The 22,657-nt window shown below is 65.9% G+C and carries 22 protein-coding genes, 1 tRNA gene and 1 pseudogene; 7 read left to right on the forward strand and 17 right to left on the reverse strand.

What is annotated here, in order from left to right; translation table 11 throughout:
- The 10 genes and pseudogenes from H531_RS0103845 to H531_RS0103890 all read right to left on the reverse strand — a co-directional run.
- Positions 1-437: pseudogene (locus H531_RS0103845) on the reverse strand (diaminopimelate decarboxylase); the annotation flags it as partial.
- A gap of 3 nt (positions 438-440) precedes the next feature.
- On the reverse strand, positions 441-1,265 hold the full coding sequence (locus H531_RS0103850) for an ABC transporter permease (protein ID WP_022798044.1): 825 nt from the start codon (positions 1,263-1,265) through the stop codon (positions 441-443).
- Positions 1,258-2,265, reverse strand: coding sequence for an ABC transporter permease (locus tag H531_RS0103855; protein ID WP_028490628.1), 1,008 nt, complete (start codon positions 2,263-2,265; stop codon positions 1,258-1,260). The genes H531_RS0103850 and H531_RS0103855 overlap by 8 nt, the downstream gene beginning before the upstream one ends.
- A 25-nt stretch (positions 2,266-2,290) precedes the next feature.
- A complete protein-coding gene (locus H531_RS0103860; protein WP_028490629.1) occupies positions 2,291-3,865 on the reverse strand; it encodes an ABC transporter substrate-binding protein in 1,575 nt (524 codons plus the stop codon).
- A 25-nt stretch (positions 3,866-3,890) separates the two neighbouring features.
- On the reverse strand, positions 3,891-4,718 hold the full coding sequence (locus tag H531_RS0103865; protein ID WP_022798047.1) for a carbohydrate ABC transporter permease: 828 nt from the start codon (positions 4,716-4,718) through the stop codon (positions 3,891-3,893).
- Positions 4,715-5,677 carry a carbohydrate ABC transporter permease gene (locus H531_RS0103870; protein WP_022798048.1) on the reverse strand — a complete coding sequence of 321 codons (963 nt, stop codon included), beginning with the start codon at positions 5,675-5,677 and terminating at the stop codon, positions 4,715-4,717. The genes H531_RS0103865 and H531_RS0103870 overlap by 4 nt, the downstream gene beginning before the upstream one ends.
- A gap of 20 nt (positions 5,678-5,697) precedes the next feature.
- The gene (locus tag H531_RS0103875) at positions 5,698-6,969 is read right to left on the reverse strand and encodes an ABC transporter substrate-binding protein (protein ID WP_022798049.1); all 1,272 of its coding nucleotides are present in this window, start codon (positions 6,967-6,969) and stop codon (positions 5,698-5,700) included.
- A complete protein-coding gene (locus H531_RS0103880) occupies positions 6,966-8,477 on the reverse strand; it encodes a glycoside hydrolase family 3 N-terminal domain-containing protein (protein WP_022798050.1) in 1,512 nt (503 codons plus the stop codon). Before H531_RS0103880 ends, H531_RS0103875 begins: the two co-directional genes overlap by 4 nt.
- Positions 8,474-9,334, reverse strand: a complete 861-nt coding sequence (locus tag H531_RS0103885) for an N-acetylmuramic acid 6-phosphate etherase (RefSeq protein ID WP_022798051.1) — start codon at positions 9,332-9,334, stop codon at positions 8,474-8,476. Before H531_RS0103885 ends, H531_RS0103880 begins: the two co-directional genes overlap by 4 nt.
- Positions 9,331-10,308: a serine hydrolase domain-containing protein gene (locus tag H531_RS0103890; RefSeq protein WP_022798052.1), complete on the reverse strand. Its 978-nt coding sequence runs from the start codon at positions 10,306-10,308 to the stop codon at positions 9,331-9,333. Before H531_RS0103890 ends, H531_RS0103885 begins: the two co-directional genes overlap by 4 nt.
- 159 nt (positions 10,309-10,467) lie before the next feature.
- On the opposite strand from H531_RS0103890, the gene H531_RS0103895 reads away from it, so the two are divergent.
- The 7 genes from H531_RS0103895 (at position 10,468) to H531_RS0103925 (ending at position 16,139) form a co-directional block, all read left to right on the forward strand.
- Positions 10,468-11,139 carry a GntR family transcriptional regulator gene (locus H531_RS0103895; RefSeq protein WP_245540658.1) on the forward strand — a complete coding sequence of 224 codons (672 nt, stop codon included), beginning with the start codon at positions 10,468-10,470 and terminating at the stop codon, positions 11,137-11,139.
- A 39-nt stretch (positions 11,140-11,178) separates the two neighbouring features.
- Positions 11,179-12,219: an anhydro-N-acetylmuramic acid kinase gene (locus tag H531_RS0103900; RefSeq protein ID WP_022798054.1), complete on the forward strand. Its 1,041-nt coding sequence runs from the start codon at positions 11,179-11,181 to the stop codon at positions 12,217-12,219.
- Between the two features lie 10 nt (positions 12,220-12,229).
- On the forward strand, positions 12,230-13,294 hold the full coding sequence (gene nagA / locus H531_RS0103905; RefSeq protein ID WP_022798055.1) for an N-acetylglucosamine-6-phosphate deacetylase: 1,065 nt from the start codon (positions 12,230-12,232) through the stop codon (positions 13,292-13,294).
- 145 nt (positions 13,295-13,439) lie between these two features.
- Positions 13,440-13,533, forward strand: a tRNA-Ser gene (locus H531_RS0103910).
- Positions 13,534-13,613: 80 nt separating this feature from the next.
- Positions 13,614-14,537, forward strand: a complete 924-nt coding sequence (locus H531_RS0103915) for an RluA family pseudouridine synthase (RefSeq protein ID WP_028490632.1) — start codon at positions 13,614-13,616, stop codon at positions 14,535-14,537.
- Positions 14,538-14,546: 9 nt separating this feature from the next.
- Positions 14,547-15,434 carry a DNA methyltransferase gene (locus H531_RS12790; protein WP_022798057.1) on the forward strand — a complete coding sequence of 296 codons (888 nt, stop codon included), beginning with the start codon at positions 14,547-14,549 and terminating at the stop codon, positions 15,432-15,434.
- Entirely contained in the window at positions 15,435-16,139 is a 705-nt protein-coding gene (locus H531_RS0103925; protein ID WP_022798058.1) for a hypothetical protein, read from the forward strand.
- Here the strand turns inward: H531_RS0103925 and lysN are convergent.
- From lysN to H531_RS0103960, 7 genes are all read right to left on the reverse strand, one after another.
- Positions 16,113-17,306, reverse strand: coding sequence for a 2-aminoadipate transaminase (lysN, locus tag H531_RS0103930; protein ID WP_022798059.1), 1,194 nt, complete (start codon positions 17,304-17,306; stop codon positions 16,113-16,115). The genes H531_RS0103925 and lysN overlap by 27 nt on opposite strands.
- Positions 17,307-17,337: 31 nt before the next feature.
- Entirely contained in the window at positions 17,338-18,468 is a 1,131-nt protein-coding gene (locus H531_RS0103935; protein ID WP_022798060.1) for a deoxyguanosinetriphosphate triphosphohydrolase, read from the reverse strand.
- 3 nt (positions 18,469-18,471) lie between these two features.
- Positions 18,472-19,698 carry a beta-ketoacyl-ACP synthase II gene (gene fabF / locus H531_RS0103940; protein WP_022798061.1) on the reverse strand — a complete coding sequence of 409 codons (1,227 nt, stop codon included), beginning with the start codon at positions 19,696-19,698 and terminating at the stop codon, positions 18,472-18,474.
- A 65-nt stretch (positions 19,699-19,763) separates the two neighbouring features.
- Positions 19,764-20,006 (reverse strand): acyl carrier protein, encoded by a 243-nt coding sequence (gene acpP / locus H531_RS0103945; RefSeq protein WP_022798062.1) that lies wholly within the window; start codon positions 20,004-20,006, stop codon positions 19,764-19,766.
- Positions 20,007-20,037: 31 nt separating this feature from the next.
- Entirely contained in the window at positions 20,038-20,775 is a 738-nt protein-coding gene (gene fabG / locus H531_RS0103950; protein WP_022798063.1) for a 3-oxoacyl-[acyl-carrier-protein] reductase, read from the reverse strand.
- Entirely contained in the window at positions 20,768-21,685 is a 918-nt protein-coding gene (gene fabD / locus H531_RS0103955) for an ACP S-malonyltransferase (protein ID WP_022798064.1), read from the reverse strand. The genes fabG and fabD overlap by 8 nt, the downstream gene beginning before the upstream one ends.
- Positions 21,685-22,653, reverse strand: coding sequence for a beta-ketoacyl-ACP synthase III (locus tag H531_RS0103960; RefSeq protein ID WP_022798065.1), 969 nt, complete (start codon positions 22,651-22,653; stop codon positions 21,685-21,687). The genes fabD and H531_RS0103960 overlap by 1 nt, the downstream gene beginning before the upstream one ends.
- Positions 22,654-22,657 lie beyond the last annotated feature (4 nt).

Consider the following 22,657-nt stretch of genomic DNA (forward strand, 5'->3'; position numbering starts at 1 on the left):
TGGGTGGCCACGGGGAGGTCCGGGTTCACCCGGAGGAGGACCCGGGCCCCCGGAAGGAGGCGGGCTACCCGCAGGAGGTCGCCCTCGGAATCCAACACCACCCAAGGGGCCTTCTCCCGAAGCGTTCCCAGGGCTTCTTCCGTCTTCACTGGGCCGTTCCAGAGCACCTCCTCGGGGCCAAACCCTGCCCGGTACGCCCGGAGGACCTCCCCCAGGGAGACGGCCTCGGCTCCCAGGCCCAGGGCGCGCAGGCGGCGTAGGAGGCCCAGACGGGGGTTGGCCTTGAGGGCGTAAAAGAGCCTGGCCTCGGGGAAGGCTTGCCTGAGCCTCTTTACCTGGGTGGCGATGCGGGTCCAGTCGTAAGCGTAGAACGGGGTGGGAAAGCGCCCTAGGGCTTCCCGAAGGGCCGCTTCAAAGACGGGGTTAAGGGGCTGCACCTCCTACCTCCCCCGGGGGTCCAGGGCATCCCGCAGGCCGTCTCCTATGAGGTTGAAGGCCAAAACCGTGAGGAGGATGCCTACCGCCGGAACCGTGGCCGCCCAAGGGGCCTCGGCCATGTAGTTCCGGGTCTCGGCCACCATGGCCCCCCATTCAGGGGTGGGGGGCTGGGCCCCGAAGCCGATGAAAGAAAGGCCTGAAGCGGTGAGGATGGCCGCGCCCACCTCGTAGCTGGCTTGGATCAACACGGGGGTTAGGCTGTTGGGTAGGAGGTGGCGCAGGAGGATACGGCCCCTTCCCGCGCCCAGGGCCCGGGCCGCCTCCACAAACTCCCGTTCCCTGAGGGCGAGGGTCTGGGCTCGCACCAACCTGGCGTAGATGGGCCAGGTAACCAGGGCTACCGCGAGGACCGTGTTGGTGAGATTGGGCCCCAAGGCGGCGGCGATGGCCATGGCCAAGATGAGGGAAGGGAAAGCAAAGAAGACGTCGGTGAGGCGCATGAGCAGGTTGTCCCAAGCCCCACCCAGCCCCCCGGCCAAGAGGCCCATGCCCACTCCCAGGAGGACGGCCAGAACCACGACTCCGAAGCCTACCCCCAGACTGATCCGCGCTCCATGGACCGCCCGGGCCAAGATGTCCCGCCCCAATTGGTCGGTTCCTAGAGGATGGGCAGGCCCCGGGGGTTGTAGGCGCGCCTCTAGGTTCTGGGCCAGGGGATCCCCCACGAGAGCTGGCCCTAGGAGGGCCACCAAGAGGATGGCTGCCAGAAGGGCTAGTCCCAAAAGCCCCCCGGGGTTTCTTAAGAAGCGGCGGAGGGGCCTAGGCATAGCGGATCCTCGGGTCTAGGAGGGCGTAGAGGAGATCCACCACTAGGTTGAGGAGAGCATAGATCACCCCTACCAGCAGGGTTACCCCCATGACCGCAGGGAAGTCTAGGCTGGTGGCGGACTGGGTGACGTACCGCCCCAGGCCCGGCCAGGAGAAGACGGTTTCGGTCAGGACCGCCCCCGAGAGGAGGCCTCCCAAAAGCCCACCCAGGAGGGTTAGGACGGGAAGGGCGGCGTTCTTGAGGACATGGCGGAAGACCACCTGGCCTTCGGAAAGCCCTTTAGCCCAGGCAGTGCGCACGTAGTCTTGGGCCAGAACCTCCAATACCGCTGCCCGAACCATGCGGGCGAGGAGTGCGGCTGAGGCCGAGCCCAGGACGAAGGCAGGGAGGAAGAGGTGGGCCAAGGCATCCTTAAGGGTGGTCCAATCCCTGGCGAGAAGCGCGTCTAGGCTCATTATCCCGGTGACGCTCTTCGGGGGTATAAGGAAGGGGTCAAGCCTGCCAGGGCCGGGCAGAAGTCCCAGCTTGCGGTGGAGCAAATCCAAAAGCAGCACAGCCAGAAAGAATACAGGAGTGGAGCCAAAAAGAAGGGCCAAGAGGCGCACGGCGAGGTCGGGAATCCGGTTTTGGTGCAGGGCGGCCCAGAGGCCTGCGGGAAGGCCTAGGGCCAGGGCCACCACAAAGGCGGCTAGAGCCAGCTCTAAGGTGGCGGGAAAGAACTCTTTCAGGTCCTCCACCACCGGTCGGCCTGTGCGCAGGGAGCGGCCGAGGTCCAGCTGAAGGAGCCGCTTGAGGTAGAGGGCGTACTGAACGGGGAGGGGTTCGTCCAATCCGTACCGCTCCCGAAACTCCCGAATCTGCTCCTCTCGGGCGTTTTCCCCTAAGGCTGCTACCGCCGGGTCTATGGGGATGACTTGGGCGATGAAGAAGGTGACAAAGGTTACGCCCAAGCCCACAAGGAGGACATAGAGGAGGCGCCTAAGCAAGTAACCCGCCACGGTAGGCCTCCGGACCTGCCCTGCCTTAGGGCACTTTGCTCACCTGCCAGAAAGGAGAGGACATCATCGGGTTTTTCAGGAAACCCTCCACCTTAGCTGAAAGGGCGATAGGCTGGGTGGGTTGGTAGAGGACCACGTAGGGGCCATCCCGGAGCACCTTTTCCGTGAGTACCTTGTAGAGGGCCTTCCGCTTGGCCACATCGGGCTCGAGGGCCGCCTGCCGGGCCAGCTTGGCCGCTGTTTCATCTACGTAGCTGTTCCTCCACGCCAAGGACCGGGCACCGTAGTCCGCCCATGGGGTGGCGTTGCCGTCGGGATCGGGGAAGTCCGGACTCCAGCCGGCCAGGACCATCTGGTGGTTTTGGGCCCGGTAGGTGTTGAGAAGCTCGGCGTTGGCGATGGTCCGGATCTTGGCCCTAAGCCCTGCTTTGGCCATGTCCGCCTGGAGCTTGGCCGCCACATCCGAACAGGGCACGCCGCCGCCGCAGATGCCCGTGCTGGCCAAAAGCTCAAACTCCAAGCCCTGGGGGTAGCCGGCTTCTGCCAGGAGCCTCTTGGCGCGAGCGGGGTCATACCTATAGGGGGTTGCCGGGTTGTACCCCAGAAGCCCCTTGGGGATAAAGGTCTGGATCTTAAGGGCGTTGCCCTGAAGAAGCGCCTCAATGAGCTCGTCCTGGTTCACCGCCCAGCGCACTGCCTCCCGCACCTTGGGGTTGGCAAAGGGGCTTCCCGCCTTCATGTTCATGCCCAAGTACTGGAGGCGCAGGGTCTCGGCCCGGATTACCTTGAACCTTGGGTTGTTCGCCAGCGCCCTCAGCGCCTCGGGGGTCAGCCCCTCGGCAATGTCTACCTCCCCGGACTCCAAGGCGGTGCGGAGCACTGCGGGCTCCTGGATGTAACGGAGGACCACCCGGGGGAGTTTGGGCTTTACCCGAGCATAGGGGTTGGCCTCGAGGAGCACCTGGCTCCCCCGGTCCCAGCGGACCAGCCGGTAGGGTCCGGAGCCCGCCGAGGCGTTGGCGAGGAAGTCCTTTCCGTAGTCCCCGCTCTTAGCGTTCTTCTGCACCTCCTCGGAGTCCACCACACCGCCGAGGGTGAAGGTGAGGATGGAGAGAAAGGACTGGGGCGAAGCGGTCTTGGGCAGGCGCACTTCCACGGTATAAGGGTCCAACGCCTTGGTGGCTCCAGGCCTGAGCTGGGCGATTTCCGTGAAGAGGAAGGAGCCGGGGCCCTTGAGGGCCAGGGCTCGTTCAAAGCTATAGACCACATCCTTGGCCGTGACCTCACGCCCTGTGGAAAAACGGCTCCCTCGGCGGAGCTTGAAGGTGAGGACCCAGGCGTCTTTGCCCCGTTCCACACTCCAGCTTTCTGCCAACCCTGGGCGCAGGGTGGAAAGGTCGTTCCCCTCAAAGCGCACCAGGGTTTCATAAAGGTTGTCGGCGATCATCACCCCGCTGAACTCATAAACCAGCTGGGGGTCCAGGGTGATGAGGTCGGTTAGATCCCCACCGTACACCAGGACCTGGGTGCGATCCTGGGCAAGGGCGGGGACAAGGGCAAGGAGTCCAAGGACTAGAGCCTTATGGATCGTCCACCTCATGACCATCCCTCCTTTCCTAAAACTATCATCCCTTCAGGCTTCCCAGGGTCAGGCCCTGGATAAAGTACCGCTGGGCCAAGAGAAAAACCAAAATGGGAGGAAGGGTTCCCAAGGTGAGGCCAGCCATGAGGACCGTCCATTCCGTGGAGAACTGGCCCTGAAATACGGCAAGGCCCACGGTCAGGGGGCGCATCTCTAGGGAGTTGGTGACGATAAGAGGCCAAAGAAAACTGTTCCAACCAGCCAGAAAGGTGAAGGTGCCTAAAGTGGCCAAGGCAGGGGCTGCTAGGGGAAGGGCCACCTTCCAGTAGATCTGCCACGGGGTAGCCCCGTCCACGATGGCGGCTTCCTCCAGCTCCCGGGGAAGCTGGAGGAAGTGCTGCCGCATGAGGAAGATGGCGAAGGCATCAAAAAGCCCAGGAAGGATCAAGGCGTAGTAGGTGTCCACCCAGCCCAGGTTCCGCATGAGGATGAAGAGGGGAATGATGAGGACGTGGACGGGGATCATCAGGGTAGCCAGGAACAGGAGGAAGAGCAGGGCCTGTCCCCGGAAGCGGAAACGAGCGAAGGCGTAGCCTGCCATGGCCCCGCTGGTGAGATTGAGAAGGGTAAGCCCGAGGGCCAAGATCAGAGAGTTCAGGTACCAGCGCCCGAAGGGCACGGTCGTGAGGACCCGGGAGTAGTTTTCCCAATGGAGTTCGCTGGGCCAGAGCTGCACGGGGAGATCAAAGACCGTACCTGGGGCCTTGAGGCTGGTGGACACCATCCAGAGAAAGGGGACGATCATGGTAAGCCCTCCGAGGAGGAGGAGCAGGAAGACCACGGCGTCCCAGAGTTTGGTCCAGAGCTTCACGCTTCCTCCAAAACCCAACGTCTTCTGAGGACCCACTGGAGGTAGGTGAGGGTGAAGAGGAGGAGGAAGAGAACCCAGGCGATGGCTGAGGCGTAACCCATTTCAAAGGGGAAGGTGCCGAAGGCCTTGCGGTACAGGTAGAGCATCAGCACGTTGGTGCTGTCCAAGGGGCCGCCCCCAGTCATGGTGTAGACGAGGCCGAAGACCTGAAACCCCCCGATCATGGCCAAGAGGGTGTTGAGGAAGAGAGTGGGGGAAAGAAGGGGGAGGACCACATAGAGGAACCGCTGGAAGGAGCTGGCCCCGTCCAAGCTCGCAGCCTCCAGGTATTCCCGATTGATGTTTTGAAGCCCAGCCAGGAAGATGAGCATCCTCAGGCCGACTCCTGCCCACACGGAGGCGAGGATCACCCCCCAAAGGGCCCAACCGGGGTCGGCGAGCCAACCTGGACCCTCACGGGCCAGCCAGACCACCCAGCTAGGGGCTTCGGCCCCAAAGCGGTGCCAAAGACCTTCCAGTTGCTGCCCAAGGTAGCGGAGGAAGAGGTTCACGGGCCCTACTGTAGGGTTCAAGACCCAGCGCCAAAGGAGGCCCACCGCGACCACGCTCGTCACCGTAGGCAGGAGGTAAAGGGTGCGCAGTATCCGTACACCCCGCCAAGGGCGGTTCAGGCCCAGGGCCAGGAGAAGAGCCAGGAGGATTTCTAAGGGTACCGCCACCCCCACGTAGAGGAAGGTGTTCCAAAAAGCCCGGTGGAAGCTCGGATCCTCTAAGAGGCGGTGGTAGTTGGCCAACCCGACCCAATGTTCCCTAAGGGTTTTTAGGGTGAGGGGCTCTAACCCATCATAGGAGACAAAGGAGAGGAGAAAGCTTACCAGAATGGGTCCAAGGTTAAAGGCCAGGAAGCCCGCTAAGGAGGGGAGGAGGAAGAGAATAGGGAAGCGAAAGTAGGCGCGCATAGGGGCTCCTGGCCTTTGGGCTAGCGGCGTTTCCGCTCGGCCTGTACCTCCTCCAGGATCTTTTGCACCTGGGGGGCCACCCCGTCCAGGGCGGGTTTCAGTTCGGCCTTACCCTGCCAAACAGGCTCCAGGGCCTTGTTGATGAGCTGAAGAGCCTCGTTCCAGCGCTCGAAGGTTTCGGTGGGACGGGCAGTCTTGTTGACTGTAAGGAAGAAATGCTGGTTCTTAGGCGGTGGGGGGACAAAGAAGCTCTTGAGGCTTTGCAGGCTTTTTTCCACATTTTTGACGTCCACGCCCCGAGCAGGGATAATAAGGCCGGTTTTGGTGAAGATTTGGCTGGCCTCGGGGCCTGCGAGGAACGCGAGGAGTTTCCAGGCTGCTTCGGGGTTCTTGGTGTTGGCCGCCATAACCCAGCCGGAGCCGTCGATGTCCACGATGCTCCCGGCCTTGCCTCGGGGGAAGGGTACCACATCAAAGTCAAACTTGGCCCGGGCCTTCAGGGTGGGCACTCGCCAGCGGCCATCCACAATCATGCCCGTCTGGCCATTGAGGAACATGGTGAAGGCCCCGCGGTCCTGTGCCTCTTCGGGGGTCGGTGCCACGTGATGCTTGTAGCGGAGGTCCAAATAAAACTGCAATCCCTCCAGAGAAGCTGGGCTATTCAGAAGGAAGCGGGAGTGATCTGGACTGTAGAAGCGCCCCCCTGCCGACCATACCCAAGGTTGCCAGAACAAGTAGAAGGTCTGGAAGGAAACCCCCCACTGGATCCGGCGCCCGTCTTTCTCCACGGTGAGGGCTTTGGCGTACCGCAGGAAGTCGTCCCAGGTCCACTCAGGTTTGGGATCGGGCAGACCGGCCTTTTTGAGCAGGTTGCGGTTGTAAAAGACCACCAGGTTGGATACGTCGCGCGGCAGGCCGTATTGGGCCCCGTTCCACTGGAAGGCCTTTAGGATGCCAGGGAAGATGTCCCCCGTAGGGTAATTGTCACGTTTGAGGAAGGGCTCCAAAGGCTTGAGGACCCCCCTCGAGGCCATCCCTGGGAAGTCTATGTTGTTCAGGAAGAAGACGTCTGGAGGGGTACCTGCGGCGATCATGGCCGTGATCTTGGTCAGGTACTCGCCTGAGGGGATGTTGATGTACTCCACCTGGATCCCCGGGTTCCGCTCCTGGAAGAGGCGGATCACCTGCTGATAGGCCTGAATCTCCTCCTGGCTGCCCCAGCTCGCTAAGACCAGCTTCTGGGCTGTAGCGAAGGCCATGAGTACCCATAGGACGCTCAACCACCTTCTCATGGTACACCTCCAAAGACCCATTGTCCCCGGGGGGTATATTTCCCCGCCAGGGCCTCCAACGCAGCCCGTACTTGGACCGCGCGGTGGCCGTGGGTTGCTAGGTAGCCTTGGGGCCGCCCGGGCAGGAGCCGCAGGTCATCTGGATTGCCCAGAGCCACCACGTAAAGGGGCTTGCCCGTTTCAGCAAGCCGTTTGAACAAGGCCTTCTGCCCCTCTTTGAACCCCCCTAGCCAGCGGTAAGTGGAAAGGACCACCCGTTCTGCCCCCATCGCTAGGTAAGCAGCCCGGTCCACTTCCTCCAAGGTGGGGTTCTCGGAAAGGTTGAACCCCTGGCTTCCTGGGAGGTGGGTGGGGGCGAGGTCGGCAAGGGTGGGCTCGGCCCCATAACGATCACTGATCCTTAGGCCCAAAACCAGGGTGCCGGGCCCGGGGAGGGGGAGGCTTCCGAAGAGATGCACCACTCCCCTCCGGGCGGCCTCGAGGGCCAAGGCTTCTTCCTCCTTAGGGGTGAAGGGGCAATCCCCCTTATGAGCCAGCAGGGCCAAGGCGCGGCGCCGCGCCGCCTCAGCCCGCTCCCTGCCGATCTCCTGGCCCAAAGCCCGGGCCAAGCGGGCATGCACCTCCAGGAGAGCCCTTTCGTCGGGCTCCACTAAGAGGAGGTCCGCTCCAGCCTTTACCGCCAAAAATGCGGCCTCCCCGGCGCCAAAGTTCTTCTTGATGGCGCCCATGGCCATGTCGTCGGTGAGGATGGCTCCCTGGAATCCCATCTCCTTGCGCAAAAGACCGGTAAGCACTCGCTCCGAAAGGGTAGCGGGGAGGACCGGATCCAAGGCAGGGAAGAGGATGTGAGCGGTCATGAGGGCCGGCATCCCCGCCGCCACATAGCGGCGAAAAGGGAGGAGCTCCGCCTGCTCCAGGGCCTCCCGGGGTTTGTCTACCCTGGGAAGGTCCAGATGGGAGTCGGTGGCCGTGTCCCCATGGCCGGGAAAATGCTTGCCTACCGGCTTGGCTCCTGAACGCAAGATCCCCCGGGCAAAGGCCAGACCCATGCGGGCCACCCGTTCCGGATCCGCCCCAAAGGAGCGAAGGCCGATGATGGGGTTTTGGGGATTGAGGTTGACGTCCAAAACCGGGGCCAGGTTCACGTCAGCCCCCAAGCGGCGCACCTGGCACCCCAGCGCCCAGCCCACCCGCTCCACCAGACCCTCGTCCCCACTGGCAGAAAGGGCCATGGCCGAGGGGAAGCGCACCACCCCCTCGCGGTAGGTGGTAAAGGGGCCTCCCTCCTGGTCCAGCATCACCACCAGCTGAGGGTCAAAAGCCTTCAGGCGTCGTACAAGGTCCACAGGATCCCGGCGCAGGTTGGATGGGTAGAGGATCACCCCGCTGGGCCGGACCCGGCGCAAAAGCTCGTAGGGAACCTCTTCTCCCTTAAAGCTCATCACCAGAAAGCTTCCCGCCTGCGCCGCTGCTGTACCGAGGCCCAGGGCTAAGGCCAAAAGCCTCACCTCCTCACCTCCTGGAGGGCTTCCCGTACACCTTTTTCCTCTAGAAGCCGCTCGGCCTCTTCAGGGGGAAGGCCTAAGGCCACCAAGGAGGCCAGTGCCGGGTCGGGATGGACCTTTAGCAAACGGAGGGCCTCTTCCTCCGATACACCCGCCATGGCCTCCACCATCTGGGCTCCCCGCTTACGCAGCTTCTCGTTCTCTGCCCGCATGCGGGCCATAAGGTTTCCATAGGTGCGACCCAAAAGGAGCATGACCAGAGTGGAGAAAAGGTTCAGCGCCGCCTTCTGAGCCGTTCCTGCTCCCAGACGGGTGCTCCCAGCGAGCACCTCGGGGCCGGTATCCAGCAGGATGGGGTGGTGGGCTTCTTGTAGGAGGGGGGTCTCGGGGTTGTTGGCCATGGCTATCGTGAGGGCCCCTGCTTCCTTGGCACCCCGGAGGACCCCAAGGGTGTAGGGGGTGCGGCCGCTGGCGGCCACCGCCACCAGGACATCCTGAGGATCCAGGCCTGCTCCTAGGCGATACCCTTCCTCGGCCCGGTCCTCCGCTCCCTCTAGGGAGGAAAGGAGTCCCTTCTCCCCTCCAGCCAGGAAGAAGCGCACCCGCGCGAAGCTGAAGGTGGGCCAGAGCTCCACCCCGTCGGCTACCGCTAGGCGGCCGCTGGTGCCCGCTCCAGCATAGACGAGGTAACCGCCCCGGCGGAGGCGTTCCGCCGCCCCCCTGGCGGCGGCCTCGAGGGAGGGCAGGGCCGCTTTGAGGGCAGAGAGGGCGCGGAGCTGGCCCTCGTATAGGGCTTCCAGCGCTTCCCTGGGAGGCCAGCGATCCAGGTCTTGGTAGCGGAACGCTTTCTCCTCCGTCATGATACCTCCGCAGCCAGCGTGTTGCCCACGGCCCGCCGCAAGGGAGCGATAGAGGGGCGGTGCCGGGTTGGGTGCACAGCGTTGGTAAGGAGGGCCCAGGCATACCCCCGTTCGGGGTCCAGGAACACGCTTACGCCGGTGAACCCCGTATGGCCGAAGGAGCCCCCTGAGGCCAGGCTTCCGCCGTGCCACCCAGGATGCTTTCGCTCCCATCCGAGGAACCGCTCGCCGTGAGGCGTGAGCATTTCCTCCCAAGCGGCCCGGGAAAGCCAGCGGCCCTGGAGGAGGGCTTGAAGCTCGCCCAGGACCCCCTCCAGCGTCCCAAAAAGCCCCGCGTGCCCCGCGGCTCCGCCAAGGGCAAAGGCGTTTTCATCGTGTACCTGCCCCCGCAACACTCTTCCCCGCCAAGGGCATCGCTCCGTGGCTGCGCTCTGCTCTGGGGGTGGGGAAAAGGTGAGGCCAGGTGGTAGGGCGAACTCCCCCAGGGGTTTGCCCCGAACCCGCTCCAAGAGGATGCCTAAGAGCATGTACCCAATGTCGGAATAGGTGGGCCGCCCCAGGGGCCAGGGGTATTGGAGGAGGCGAGCCTTCAACTTCTGCCCTTCCCCCCAGGTGTACACAGCCTCCCAGGCGGGGAGGCCTGAGGTGTGGGCCAGGAGCTCCCGTATGGTTTTGCCCTTAAGAGGGTGGTCCTTGAGCCAAAGGAGTTCAGGAAGGTGGAGGGAGAGGGGATCGTCCAGATCCAAAAGCCCCTCCTCCACGGCCCGGAGCACCTCCTTTAGGGTGAAAAGGGGCTTGGTCAGACTGGCAAGGTCGAAGAAGGTACCAGCCTCCAAAGGGACGGGCTCGGGCTCCTTTTGGGCTAGGCCCAGATGGAGGCTTTCCCGGCGACCATCGGCAAAGACCACTCCGAAGGCCGCTCCGGGCACTGTACCCCTTGCTATAGCCTCCTCGAGGATGGCCCTTACCCGCATGCCTCTGAGTCTAACCTGTAGGCGATTGGTATGCAAGTGGTATGCTAAGAGGGCCGGCACCCTGGGTAGGTGGTCCTTCCGGAGGTGTTCCGCGGAAGGTGCTCCTGGGGCCCGGACGGAGGTTGGCGCTTGGGCCGTTCAGGACCTAGGTACATCTTGGTGGCGGAGCGCTTGCGGGAGGGGCTTTGGCGCAAGGAGTACGGGACAAGCCTTCCCCCCGAAAGGGAGCTGGCCCGGATCATGGGCGTATCGCGGGATACCCTTCGCCGGGCCCTGGAGGTTTTGGAGGAGGAGGGGCTCGTCTACCGGCGGCAGGGGAGTGGAACCTTCGTGGCGCGGAGGGCCACCTTCCGTGCCCGCCTTTTAGGGTTCACCGAAGAGATGCGGGCCCTAGGCCTGATTCCCTCTTCCCGCTTCCTTGGGGGGGGACGTGGCCCGGCTACGGCGGAAGAGGCTTTTCAGCTCCGCCTCTCCCCTGGAGAGGAGGTGCTCCGCCTGGAACGTTTGCGCTTAGCCGATGAGGAACCTATGGCCCTGGAGCGGGCCGCCCTACCTGTTTGGGCTCTGGAGGAGATTCCCGAAGGCTCCCTCTACCAGGCCCTCGAGGCCCGCGGGCTTCGTCCTGTGCGAGCGCTTCAGCGGTTGCGGGCCGTGGTTGCTCGGGAAGAGGACCGCCTCCTTGGGGTGGAGCCTGGGGCCCCGCTCCTCTACCTTGAACGGGTGAGCTTTCTCCCAGACGGCCGCCCTGTGGAGTTCGTGAAGAGCCGCTACCGGGGGGACCGGTACGAGCTCCTGGTGGAACTCTTCTGCGCTACTCCCGGGCCCCCCTGATGGGGGGAGCGTGGGGTGTGGGAAAGGAGGCGTAATCCAATGAGGGTGCTCGGGCTGATGTCCGGTACCAGCGCGGATGGGGTGGACCTCGTTCTGGCGGAGTTTTATGGGGGAGGGAGAGAGCTTCGTTACCGCCTTGTTGGCTACCAGGAGGTGCCCTATCCTGCGGATCTGCGCCGGCGGATCCTGGCTGCCATGCGAGGCGCAGAAACGCGGGAAATTGCTCTCCTGCACCACGATCTAGGCCGGTTTTACCGCCAGGCGGCGGCCGGGTTCCAGGGTCAAGCCCAGCTGGTAGGGCTTTCGGGCCAGACCGTCTGGCACGAACCGCCGGAGGCCACCTTCCAGTTGGGGGAGCCCAGCTACTTGGCCGAATCCCTCGGGGTTCCCGTGGTCTACGGCTTCCGGGCGGTGGACCTGGCGGCGGGGGGGCAGGGGGCACCCCTGGTGGCCTACCCAGACCTCCTTCTTTACGGGGAGGAGGGCAAGCGAGTGAGCGTGCACAACCTAGGGGGGATCTCCAACCTTTCTGCTTTTCAGGGGCGGGATCCCGCCACGCTGATCGCCTTTGACACCGGCCCCGGGGTCTGCCTCTTTGACGAGGCGGTGGCGGCCCTGGGCCTCACCCTGGATAAGGCGGTGGAGTTGGCCGAGGCGGGGAGGGTGGATCAGGAGGCTCTTTCCCTATGGCTTGGCCACCCTTATTTCCAGCTTCCCCCACCTAAGACCACGGGCCGGGAGGTGTGGCGCCTCGAGGCGCTCCCCTCGAGGCCCCACGACCCTCCTACCCTCCTCAGGACCCTCCTCGCCCTTACGGCCGCCAGTATCCGCCTGGCTTATGAGCGGTTCGTGGGTCCGGTGGACCGGGTGCTCCTGGCCGGGGGTGGGGCGAGAAACCGTCTCCTGGTAGCCCTTTTAAAGGAGGTCCTTCCCATAGAGGTTATGGACAACCCCAAGGTGCGGGAGCCTTTGGCCTTTGCTCTACTGGCCTACCTTTACGTTCGGGGTGAGGTGAACGTCTTGGGGCGGGCCACGGGGGGACGGGATGTGCGCGCAGGTCAGGTGGTAGAACCCTTTTGACGGAGGCACCATGACCTTGGAAGGCCGAATCCTCACGGAACGAGGTTTTGTGGAAGGGAAGCTGTACTTCTCCTCTCACATCGAGGCCTTGGAGGAGAGGGAGGTGGGGGGACCCTATGTCCTTCCCGGCTTTTTGGACCTTCATGTCCATGGGGGAGGGGGGGCGGACGCCATGGAGGGCAAAGAGGCCGTCTTGGCCATGGCCCGCTTCCATCTCCGCCACGGCACCACCGGTCTGCTTCCCACCACTGTCACCGCTCCGATAGGAGACCTAAAGCGGGCCCTAGAGGGACTGCGCGAAGCCATTGGGGCCTGCCAGGCCCTTCTTGGGGTTCACCTGGAGGGTCCTTTCCTCAGCCCGAGGCGGCTTGGAGCCCAGCCCCCCTTTCCCCGCTTACCGGATCTGGACCTCATGGAGGAACTCCTGGCCCTGGCCCCGGTGCGGGTGGTTACCCTAGCCCCTGAGCTCCCCGGGTCCTTAGAGCTGGTCCGGTTTCTGGCGGAGAGGGGAGTGCGGGTCCAGCTGGGCCATACCGCCGCCAGTTACGAGGAGGGTCTAGCTGCCCTAGAGGCCGGTGCCTCGGGCTTTACCCACCTCTACAACGCCATGACCGGCCTGCACCACCGGGAGCCTGGGGTGGTGGGGCTTGCCCTGGAACGGGGGATGTGGGCCGAGGTAATCCCCGATGGGTTGCATGTGCACGTGGCGGCCCTCCGCTTGGCCCTGAAGGCTATTCCTGGCCTTTACTTTGTCAGCGATGCGGTGGCGGCAGCGGGGATGCCAGACGGGTTCTACGCCTTGGGGGCCCATCGGGTGGAGAAGCGGGGGGAGGGGGTGTGGCTAGGGGAAAGCCTGGCGGGGAGTGCCCTTACCCTAGACCAGGCTTTAAGGAACCTGGTGGCCTGGGGTTTCCCTCTGGAGGAGGTGGCCCGGAGGCTTTCCACCTGGCCTGCCCGGTATCTTGGCCTTAAGGATAGGGGAGAGATTGCTTTGGGGAAGCGGGCCGACCTAGTGGTGCTGGACGAGGGGCTTAGGGTACAGGCGGTTTACCTGGCGGGGAAGCGGGTAGCCTAATATCACCCCATGGGGGCCCCGGTAGAAAGTCCCGGAGGGGTTATTGGAGCTTAGGAGCGAAAGTTGTTCTTGGGCTCACAAGGTTGGCTTTTGTTAGCCCCTTGACTTAAAGGAAATCCCCTTGATACACTCGGGGCTGGCACTTGGAGAGGTGCCCGAGTGGCTGAAGGGACACGACTGGAAATCGTGTAGGCGGGCTTAAACCTGCCTCGCGGGTTCGAATCCCGCCCTCTCCGCCAAGCTTGCCCTCGGCCCTGGTGCCGGGGTTTTTTGCTGAGCGGGGAAAGGCCCCCACCTCGAGGGGGATATCATGGGGAGCGTGGTGCGCTTCCGCAGGGAAGGCCTGCGCCTGGACCAGGCGGTGGCCGAGGTCTGCGGCGTGAGCCGGGCCAAGGCCCAAGACTGGATCGCCCGGGGCCTGGTGCGGGTGGGGGAACAGGTGGTGGTCAAACCCGCCTATCGCCTGAAGGGCGAGGAGGTGGTGGTGAAGCCCCTGGAGGAGCGTCCCCTGGTGGTGCCGGAGGACTTCGCCTTGCCCGTCCTTTACGAGGACGAGGACCTCCTGGTCCTGAACAAACCCCCGGGGCTCTTAAGCCACCCCGCGCCGGGGGTCTACACCGGCACGGTGGTGAACGCCCTCTTGGGGCGCTACTTCCCCCCTCCCGAGGGCGAGATGCCCCCCGAGAGGGTACGCCCGGGCATCGTTCACCGCTTGGACAAGGATACGAGCGGGGTTCTGGTGGTGGCCAAGGGCCCTGGGGCCCTCGAGGCCCTTTCCCGGGCGTTCCGCGACCGGATGGTCATGAAGCGGTACCTGGCCCTCACCGAAGGCCATCCCAGGGAGGGCACCCTCATCGCCCCCATCGGCCGTCACCCCGTGGAGCGGCACAAGATGCACGTGGGCGGGGTGGCCCCCCGGTATGCGGAGACCGAGTTCCAGATCCTGGGCCGGGCCGGGGCCTACGCCTTGGTGGAGGCGAGGCCCCACACGGGCCGCACCCACCAGATCCGGGTTCACCTCAAGTACCTAAGGGCCCCGGTCCTGGGGGACGAGCTTTATGGGCGGAAGAGCCCTTACATTCCCCGCCAGGCCCTGCACGCCTACGAGCTCCGCCTTCCCCATCCCCGCACGGGGCGCGTCCTGGAGTTCTTGGCCCCCGTGCCCCGGGACATGGTGGAGGCCTGGCGCGCCCTCGGGGGGGAGTGGCCTGAGGGGGTCGCGTTGGCAGAAGACCCCGTATAATCGCTCCTAATGAGGCACTCTCCGGTTCCTCCGGCGCAGGGTACGGGTAAAGTCCGTGGTCCGGACCCGTCCCTGGTGGCCTCCTACGCCCTCCACATCGGGGACGCCCGTAAGGTTCTCGCCGAGCTTCCCGAGGCCTCCGTCCACCTGGTCCTCACCTCGCCCCCCTACTGGACGCTCAAGCGCTACGAGGACACCCCGGGCCAGCTCGGCCACATTGAGGACTACGAGGCCTTCCTGGACGAGCTGGACCGGGTGTGGCGGGAGGTCTTCCGCCTCCTCGTGCCCGGGGGCAGGCTCGTCATCGTGGTGGGGGACGTGGCCGTGGCGAGAAGGCGCTTCGGGCGGCACCTGGTCTTTCCCCTTCACGCCGACATCCAGGTCCGGTGCCGCAAGCTTGGGTTTGACAACCTCAACCCCATCATCTGGCACAAGCACACCAACGCCCGCCTCGAGGTGGAGGGGCGAGGCGTCTTCCTGGGCAAGCCCTACGAGCCCGGGGCCGTCATCAAGACGGAGATTGAGTACATCCTCATGCAGAGGAAGCCCGGGGGCTACCGCAAGCCCACCCCTGAGCAGCGGGAGAAGAGCCGCCTTTCCAAGGAGGACTTCCACTGCTTCTTCCGGCAGATCTGGGACGACATCCCCGGGGAGAGCACCCGGGCTCACCCCGCGCCCTTCCCCCTGGAACTCGCCGAGCGCCTGGTGCGCATGTTCAGCTTCGTGGGGGACGTGGTCTTAGACCCCTTCGCCGGGACCGGGACCACCCTCGTGGCCGCCGCCAAGTGGGGGAGGAGGGCCCTCGGCGTGGAGCTCGTCCCGGGCTACGCCGTTCTCGCCCGGGAGCGCTTCGCCCGGGAGGTGCCCGGGGAGGTGCTGGAGGTCGTGGAGGACTAGATGGAGCTCCGGCGGGCCTTGGAAGCAGCCCTTCGGGAAGGGCTGGCAAAGCCAGCCCAGAGCAAGAGGCGTTGGGACCTTTTGGCGGACTACTGTATTGCCCGGTTGGAAGCCCGGGGCCTTAGAGGCCTTCTGGGAGGAAGCCGGGGTGAGGTGAGCGTCCGGGGTTTTCCCCGGGAGAAGAACTGGGACGTGGTCCTGCTCGCCCCCCTCCTCGCGGGCGGGGGAGGTTCGCGCATCCAGCACCCAGGGGAGAAGCCCCGCCTTCTTCTTTCCCTCAAGTCGCTCCTCCGCAATCCCCTGGGTTCCCTCCCCAACCGGTTGGACGACCTTCTCGGCGAGGTTTCCTCTGTCCAGATGCTCTACCCGGAGGTGGTCATCGGCTACGCCGTGGTGTTGGACCACGGGGCCTTTGGCAAAAGCACGGGGGGGAAGGCCGCTAAGGCAGGAGGAGAGGAGTGGGAGGAGGGCTACAACCGCTTTAAGGACTGGCTGGACGACTTGACCCAGCGGCGGCCTCCCTTGTGGGCCCAGGGCCTCATTGAGGGGCACTGGGTCATTGAGGTGGGCAGTCGGACCCCCGGCCTATTCCTGGACCTCGAGGCCACCCTGGAGGCGGGGGAGGCCTTCTTTGACGCCCTCGTAGGGGCCCTGAGGGAGCGGGAGCCTCTCCTCTTCCTAAACCCAGGTCAAAAGCCCCTTTAGCGCCCGTCCCAGGCGGCGCACGCCCTCCTGGATCCCCTCCCGGTCCAAGGTGGCGTAGGAGAGCCTCAGGGTGTTCTCCCCGCCTCCATTCGCGAAGAAGGGCCCCCCGGGCACGAAGGCCACGTTCTCGGCGATGGCCCTTTGGAAGAGGGCCTCGGCGGAAAGCCCTTGGGGAAGCTCCATCCAGACGAACATCCCCCCCTTGGGCCGGGTGTAGCGCACCTCCTTGGGCATCTCCCGGTCTAGGGCCTCGAGCATGGCCTCCGCCTTCTCCCGATAGGTCCTGCGGATGAGCCGTAGCCTGGCCTCAAAGCCCTCCTTCACCAGCTCGTGCACCAGGATTTGGTTCAGGACGGGGGTGTGCAGGTCCGTTCCCTGCTTGGCCTGGACCAGCTTCTGCAGGGCCTCCGGGTGCCCCACGGCAAAGGCCACCCGGAGGCCAGGGGCCAGGACCTTGGAGAAGCTCCCGAGGTAGATGACCCCGGGGTAGCCCGCCTCCCGGGCGAGCTCAAAGAGGCTCTTGAGGCGGGCCTCGCCGAAGTAGAGCTCCCGGTAGGCATCGTCCTCCACCACCACGAGGCCCCGCTCCATCACCCGCTCCAAGAGCCTCTCCCGCGCGGAAAGGGGCATGAGGCCGCCCGAGGGGTTCTGGAAGGAGGGGATGAGGTAGAGGAAGCGGGGGCGTTCCCGCCGGAGTACCTCCTCCAGGGCGGAAAGGTCCGGTCCCTCCTCCCCGGCGGGCACCGTGAGGAAGCGGGGTCCGTAGGCCCGGAAGGCTTGGATGGCCCCCATGTAGCTGGGGGCCTCGAGGAGGACCGGGGCGCCCTCGTCCAGGAAGACCTTGCCGAGAAGGTCCAGGCCCTGTTGGCTTCCCGTGGTGATGAGGACCTCCTCCGGGGTGACCGAAAGCCACTCCGCCACCCACGCCCTTAAGGGGAAATACCCCTCGGTGGGGCCGTACTGCAGGGCTACCTCGCCTTTTTCCCGCAGGATCCTTTGGGCCTTCTCCGCTGCCTCCTCCTTGGGGAAGAGCTCGGGGGCGGGGAGCCCCCCGGCGAAGCTGAGGATCCCGGGCCTCTGGGTAAGCTTGAGGAGCTCCCGGATGGTGGAGGCCTGGATCCGGGCCGCCCGCTCACCGAACAGGGTGTTCCAGTGCAGGGTTTTCACCGAAACATTCTACCCCCGTAGCCCGGGGTCCTCAGGGGAAAAGCCGCCGGTACGCCTCCAGGGCGAAGCGGTCGGTCATGCCGGCCAGGTAGTCGCAGACGGCCCTCTCCAGGCCCTCCTCCGGGATCCTGCCCTGCACCTCCTTGGGCAGGATCTCCGGGTGCCCCACGTAGGTGGCGAAAAGCCCCTCCAGGACCATCTCCGCCTTGCGCCTCTCCCTCAGGACCTCCGGGTGCTGGTAAAGCCTTTCCCGGAGAAAGGCTTGAAGCTCCCGGTGCGCCCTTTCGGCCTCAGGGGAGAGGGCCGCCAGGCGCTCGGGGTGGCGGCGCACCTCCTCGGCGCTCCTCACCCTCCTTCCTTCCACCCTCCGGTGGGTGGCCTCCGTGGCCTCGGCGATGAGGTAGCCGAGGAGCTGGCGGATGAGGACCCGCCGCCCCAGCTCCGTGAGGCGGGAGAGCTCCAGCCCTTCCTCCTGGGCCAGGGCCCGCAGGAGGGGGACCTCGGCGAGCTCCTCGGGGCGGAGGAGCCCCGAGCGGAGGCCGTCGTCCAGGTCGTGCGCGGCGTAGGCGATGGCGTCGGAGAGGTCCACCACCTGGGCCTCGAGGGTCCCTTGTCCGGGGTAGTCGGGCTTGAAGCCGGGGGCGTAGGCGGCCTCGTGGGTGGCGATGCCTTCCAGCACCTCGTAGGTGAGGTTCAGCCCCTTGAAGCCCGGGTAGCGCTCCTCCAGGTGGGTGAGGAGGCGCAGGGCCTGGGCGTTGTGCTCAAAGCCTCCGTGGTCTTGCATGAGGGCGTTCAGGATCCGCTCTCCCGTGTGGCCGAAGGGGGGGTGGCCCAGGTCGTGGGAGAGGGCGATGGCCTCGGTGAGGTCCTCGTTGAGTCCAAGGGCCCGGGCGATGGAGCGGGACACCTGGGCCACCTCCAGGGTGTGGGTGAGCCGGGTGCGGTAGTAATCCCCGGCCCAGTTGGGGAAGACCTGGGTCTTGTACTCCAGGCGGCGGAAGGCGGTGGTGTGGAGGATGCGGTCCCGGTCCTTCTGGTAGGGGGTGCGGTAGGGGGATTCGGGCTCGGGGTGTTGGCGTCCCCGGGTGTCCCTGGCCTTTTGGGCGTAGGGGGCGAGTCGGGTGGCCTCCAGCTCCAAAAGCTTTTCCCGCGGGAAGAGCATCCCCTAGACCCGCTTGAAGAGGAGGACGGCGTTATGGCCGCCGAAGGCGAAGGAGTTGGAGAGGGCGTAGTCCACCCGCGCCTCCCGGGGCTCGGGCACAAAGTCCAGGTCCAGCTCGGGATCGGGGTCCTCGAGGTTGATCGTGGGGGGGATGATCCCGTGGTAGAGGGCCTGGACCGTGGCGATGGCCTCCACCGCCCCCGCGGCTCCTAGGAGGTGGCCGATCATGCTCTTGGTGCTGGAGACCATGAGCCTTTTGGCGTGTTCCCCGAAGACCTGCTTGATGGCGAGAACCTCCGCCCGGTCCCCCGCAGGGGTGGAGGTGCCGTGGGCGTTGATGTAGCCTACCCGTTCCGGGTCCACCCGCGCATCCTCCAGCGCCCGCCGCATGGCCAAGGCCGCCCCCTTGCCCTCGGGGTGGGGCTCGGTGATGTGGTGGGCGTCGGCGCTGCGACCGAAGCCCACGAGCTCGGCGTAGATCCGGGCCCCGCGCTCCTTAGCGTGCTCGTACGCCTCGAGGACCAAAACCCCCGCCCCCTCCCCCATCACGAACCCGTCCCGGGAGAGGGTGAAGGGGCGGCTTGCCTTGGCGGGCTCCTCGTTCCGGGTGGAAAGCGCCCGCATCACCGCGAAGGCCCCTATGGCCATGGGGGTGATGGCCGCCTCCGTTCCCCCGGCGAGGACGACCTCCGCCTCCCCCAGCTGGATCATGCGCAGGGCCTGGCCCAGGGCGTCCGAGCCCGTGGCGCAGGCGGTGACCGGGGTGGTGGAGGGCCCCATGAAGCCGTAGCGCATGGCGATCTGGGCCGAGGCCATGTTGGCGATCATCATGGGGATGAAGAAGGGGCTGATGCGGTTCGGGCCCCTTTCCAGGAAGACCCGGCTCTGGGCCTCCCAGGTCTCCATGCCCCCAATCCCTGTGCCCACCAAGGTGCCCACCCTCTCGGGGTCCAGCTTCCCGGGCTCCAGCCCCGCGTCCTCCAGGGCCAGGTGGGCGGCGATCAGGGCGTACTGGACGAAGCGGTCCAGGCGACGAAGCTCCTTCTTGTCCAGGTAGTCCTCGGGGTTCACCTCCACCTCGGCGGCAATGCGCACGGGGAGGGCCGAGGCGTCAAAGCGGGTGATGGGGCGGACCCCGCTTTGGCCCGCAAGCTGGGCTCGGTGAAAGGCCTCCTGCCCCACCCCTACGGGGGTGAGGGCGCCTAGGCCGGTAACCACCACGCGTCGCATGGGCGTAGTATAACCTGGGAAGGCGGGAGCCTCGCGGGCGGCTTCCCCGGGGAAAGGGGCCTGTCCTAGCCCACCTTGGCCTTGATGTACGCCACCGCGTCCTTGACGGTGCGGATCTTCTCGGCCTCCTCGTCGGAGATCTCCAGGCCGAACTCGTCCTCCAGGCCCATGATGAGCTCCACGGTGTCCAGGCTGTCCGCTCCCAGGTCCTCCACGAAGCGGGCCTCGAGGGTCACCTTCTCCTCCTCCACCTGGAGCTTGTCCGCGATCACCGCCTTGACCTTTTCAAAGATCTCCTGCTCCGTCATAAAAACCTCCCTGGGGGATTCTAGCACGACCTCAGTGGGGGGTGAGGCCCCCGTCTACGCAGAGGGTTTGGCCGTTGATGTACCCCGCCTTTTCGGAGACGAGGAAGGCCACGGCCTCGGCCACTTCCTCGGGGCGGCCGAACCGCCCGGCGGGGATCTCTTTCAGGTAGGCCTCCTTCACCTCCTGGGGAAGCCTCTCGGTCATCTCGGTTTCAATAAAGCCCGGGGCCACGGCGTTCACCGTGATCCCCCTTTGGGCGTACTCCTTGGCCACGGCCCGGGTGAAGCCGATGAGGCCGGCTTTGGAGGCCACGTAGTTGGCTTGGCCTGGGTTGCCCAGGATCCCCACCACGCTGGTCACGTTCACGATGCGCCCGAAGCGGGCCTTCATCATGAGCTTGACCGCCTCCCGGGTGGTGCGGAAGGCGGCGGAGAGGTTGGCCTCCAGGACCGCCTCCCAGTCCTCGTCCCTCATGCGGACGAGGAGGGTGTCCCGGGTGATCCCGGCGTTGTTCACCAGGGTGTCCAGGCCCCCGAGGGCCTCCGCCGCTTGGTGGACCAGGGCCGTGGCGGCCTCCGCCTCGAGGAGGTTCGCCCCCAGGACCGCCACCAGGGGGCTTCCCCGGCGCCTCGCCTCCTCGGCCACCTCCAGGGCCTTCTCCCGGTTCTGCCCGTAGTGAAGGGCCAGGGCGAAGCCGTCCTCCGCGAGCCTCAGGGCGATGGCCCGGCCGATGCCGCGGCTTGCGCCGGTGACCAAGGCTTTACGCATGCACCACCTCCAGGGCCCTTTTCAGGCTTTCCGGGTCTTGGACGCTCTGGGCCAGGGCGCCCTCCAGGGTGCGGAGGACGAGGCCCTTCAGCACCTCCCCGCTCCCGAACTCCAAAAAGCGCTTGAGGCCACGCGCCTCCATGTCCCTCAGGATCTCCAGCCAGCGCACAGGGGCGGTGATCTGCTGAAGGAGCAGGTCCCGGATCCGCTCGGGGTCCTCCTCGGGCCTCGCGGTAACGTTGGAGTAGACGGGGAAGCGGGGCCTCTTCAGCTGAACTTTTTCCAGGTCCTGGGCGAGCCTCTCCCGGGCCTGGGCCATGAGGGAGGAGTGGAAGGGGGCGGAGACGGGAAGGAAGACCACCCGGGCCCGCCTGGACTTCAGGCGCTCGGCCGCCGCCTCCACTGCCTCCTTCCTCCCCGAGATCACCGTCTGCTCGGGGGCGTTGAGGTTGGCGATCTCCACCCCGGCCAGGCCCTCCAAGGCCGCCCGGACCTCCTCCAGGGGGAGCTTCAAGATGGCGGCCATGGCCCCTTCCCCCGGGGGGACGGCCTCCTGCATGTACCGCCCCCGGAGGCGCACCAGGCGCAGGGCGTCCTCTAGCGCCAATGTCCCCGCGGCCGCGTGGGCCGTCCACTCCCCCAGGGAGTGCCCGGCGGCCAGGGCGGGCAGGGGCCCTCCCAGCTCCAAAAAGGCCCGGTAGGCGGCGTAGCCCACGGCGAGGAGGGCGGGCTGCTGGTTCTCCGTGAGGGTGAGGGCCTCCTCGGGGCCCTCCCACATGAGTGTAAGGAGGCCTGGCAAAGCGGCCTCCGCCCGGTCCAGCGCCTCCCTCGCGGCCGGGGAGGCCTCGTAGAGGGCTCGTCCCATCCCCACCCTCTGGGAGCCTTGGCCGGGGAAGAGGGCGGCGTACATCAGGCCCCTCCCCAGGTAAGGACGGCGGCAGCCCAGGTGAGGCCGGCCCCGAAGGAGACCAAGAGGACGTGGTCCCCCTCCCGGATGCGCCCCGCGTCCACCGCCTCCTTGAGGGCCAGGGGGATGGAAGCGGTGGAGGTGTTGCCGTACCGGTCCACGTTCACCACCACCCGCTCCCAGGGCAGGCCCAGGCGCTCCCGGGCGGCGTCAATGATCCTTAGGTTCGCCTGGTGGGGGACGAAGGCCTTGATCGCCTCCGGGGTGAGGCCCGCCTTCTCTATGGCCTCGAGGGTGGCCGTGTTCATCACCCGTACGGCGAACTTGAAGACCTCGCGGCCGTTCATGTAGAGGCGGTTTTTCATGGAGGTGCCGTCGGGAAGCCTTGGGGCCACGCAGGCGTGGAAGAGCTCCTTGGCCCCGGTCCCATCCGCGCCCAGGACGAAGGACCGGAAGCCAAACCCCTCCCGCACCCTGCCCACCACGGCCGCCCCGCCCCCGTCCCCGAAGAGAACGGCCGTGGCCCGGTCGTTCCAGTCCACGATTTTGGAGAGGGCCTCGGCCCCCACGGCGAGCACCTTTCGGGCGAGCCCCGCCTCCACCAAGGCGTGGGCCTGGGCGAGGGCGTAGATCCACCCCGGGCAGCCCGCCAGGAGATCGTAGGCGAAGGCCTGAAGCCCGAAGCGGGCCTGCACCAGGGCGGCGGTGTCGGGGAAGAGGGCGTCCGGGGTGTTGGTGGCCACGATGACGGCGTCCACCCCCTCCAGGGCCCCGGGATGCCGCGCCATGAGGTCCTCCACCGCCTTAAAGGCGAGCTGGGAGGTGTACTCGTCCTCCGCGGCGATGCGCCTTTCCCGGATCCCGGTGCGGCTTACGATCCACTCGTCGGAGGTGTCCAGGTAGGCCTCAAAGTCCTCGTTCCGCAGGACCCTTTGGGGCACGTAGGCCCCCAGGGCCAGGATCCCGCTCATACCT

This window comes from Thermus islandicus DSM 21543, from assembly GCF_000421625.1.
Classification (GTDB): Bacteria; Deinococcota; Deinococci; order Deinococcales; family Thermaceae; genus Thermus; species Thermus islandicus.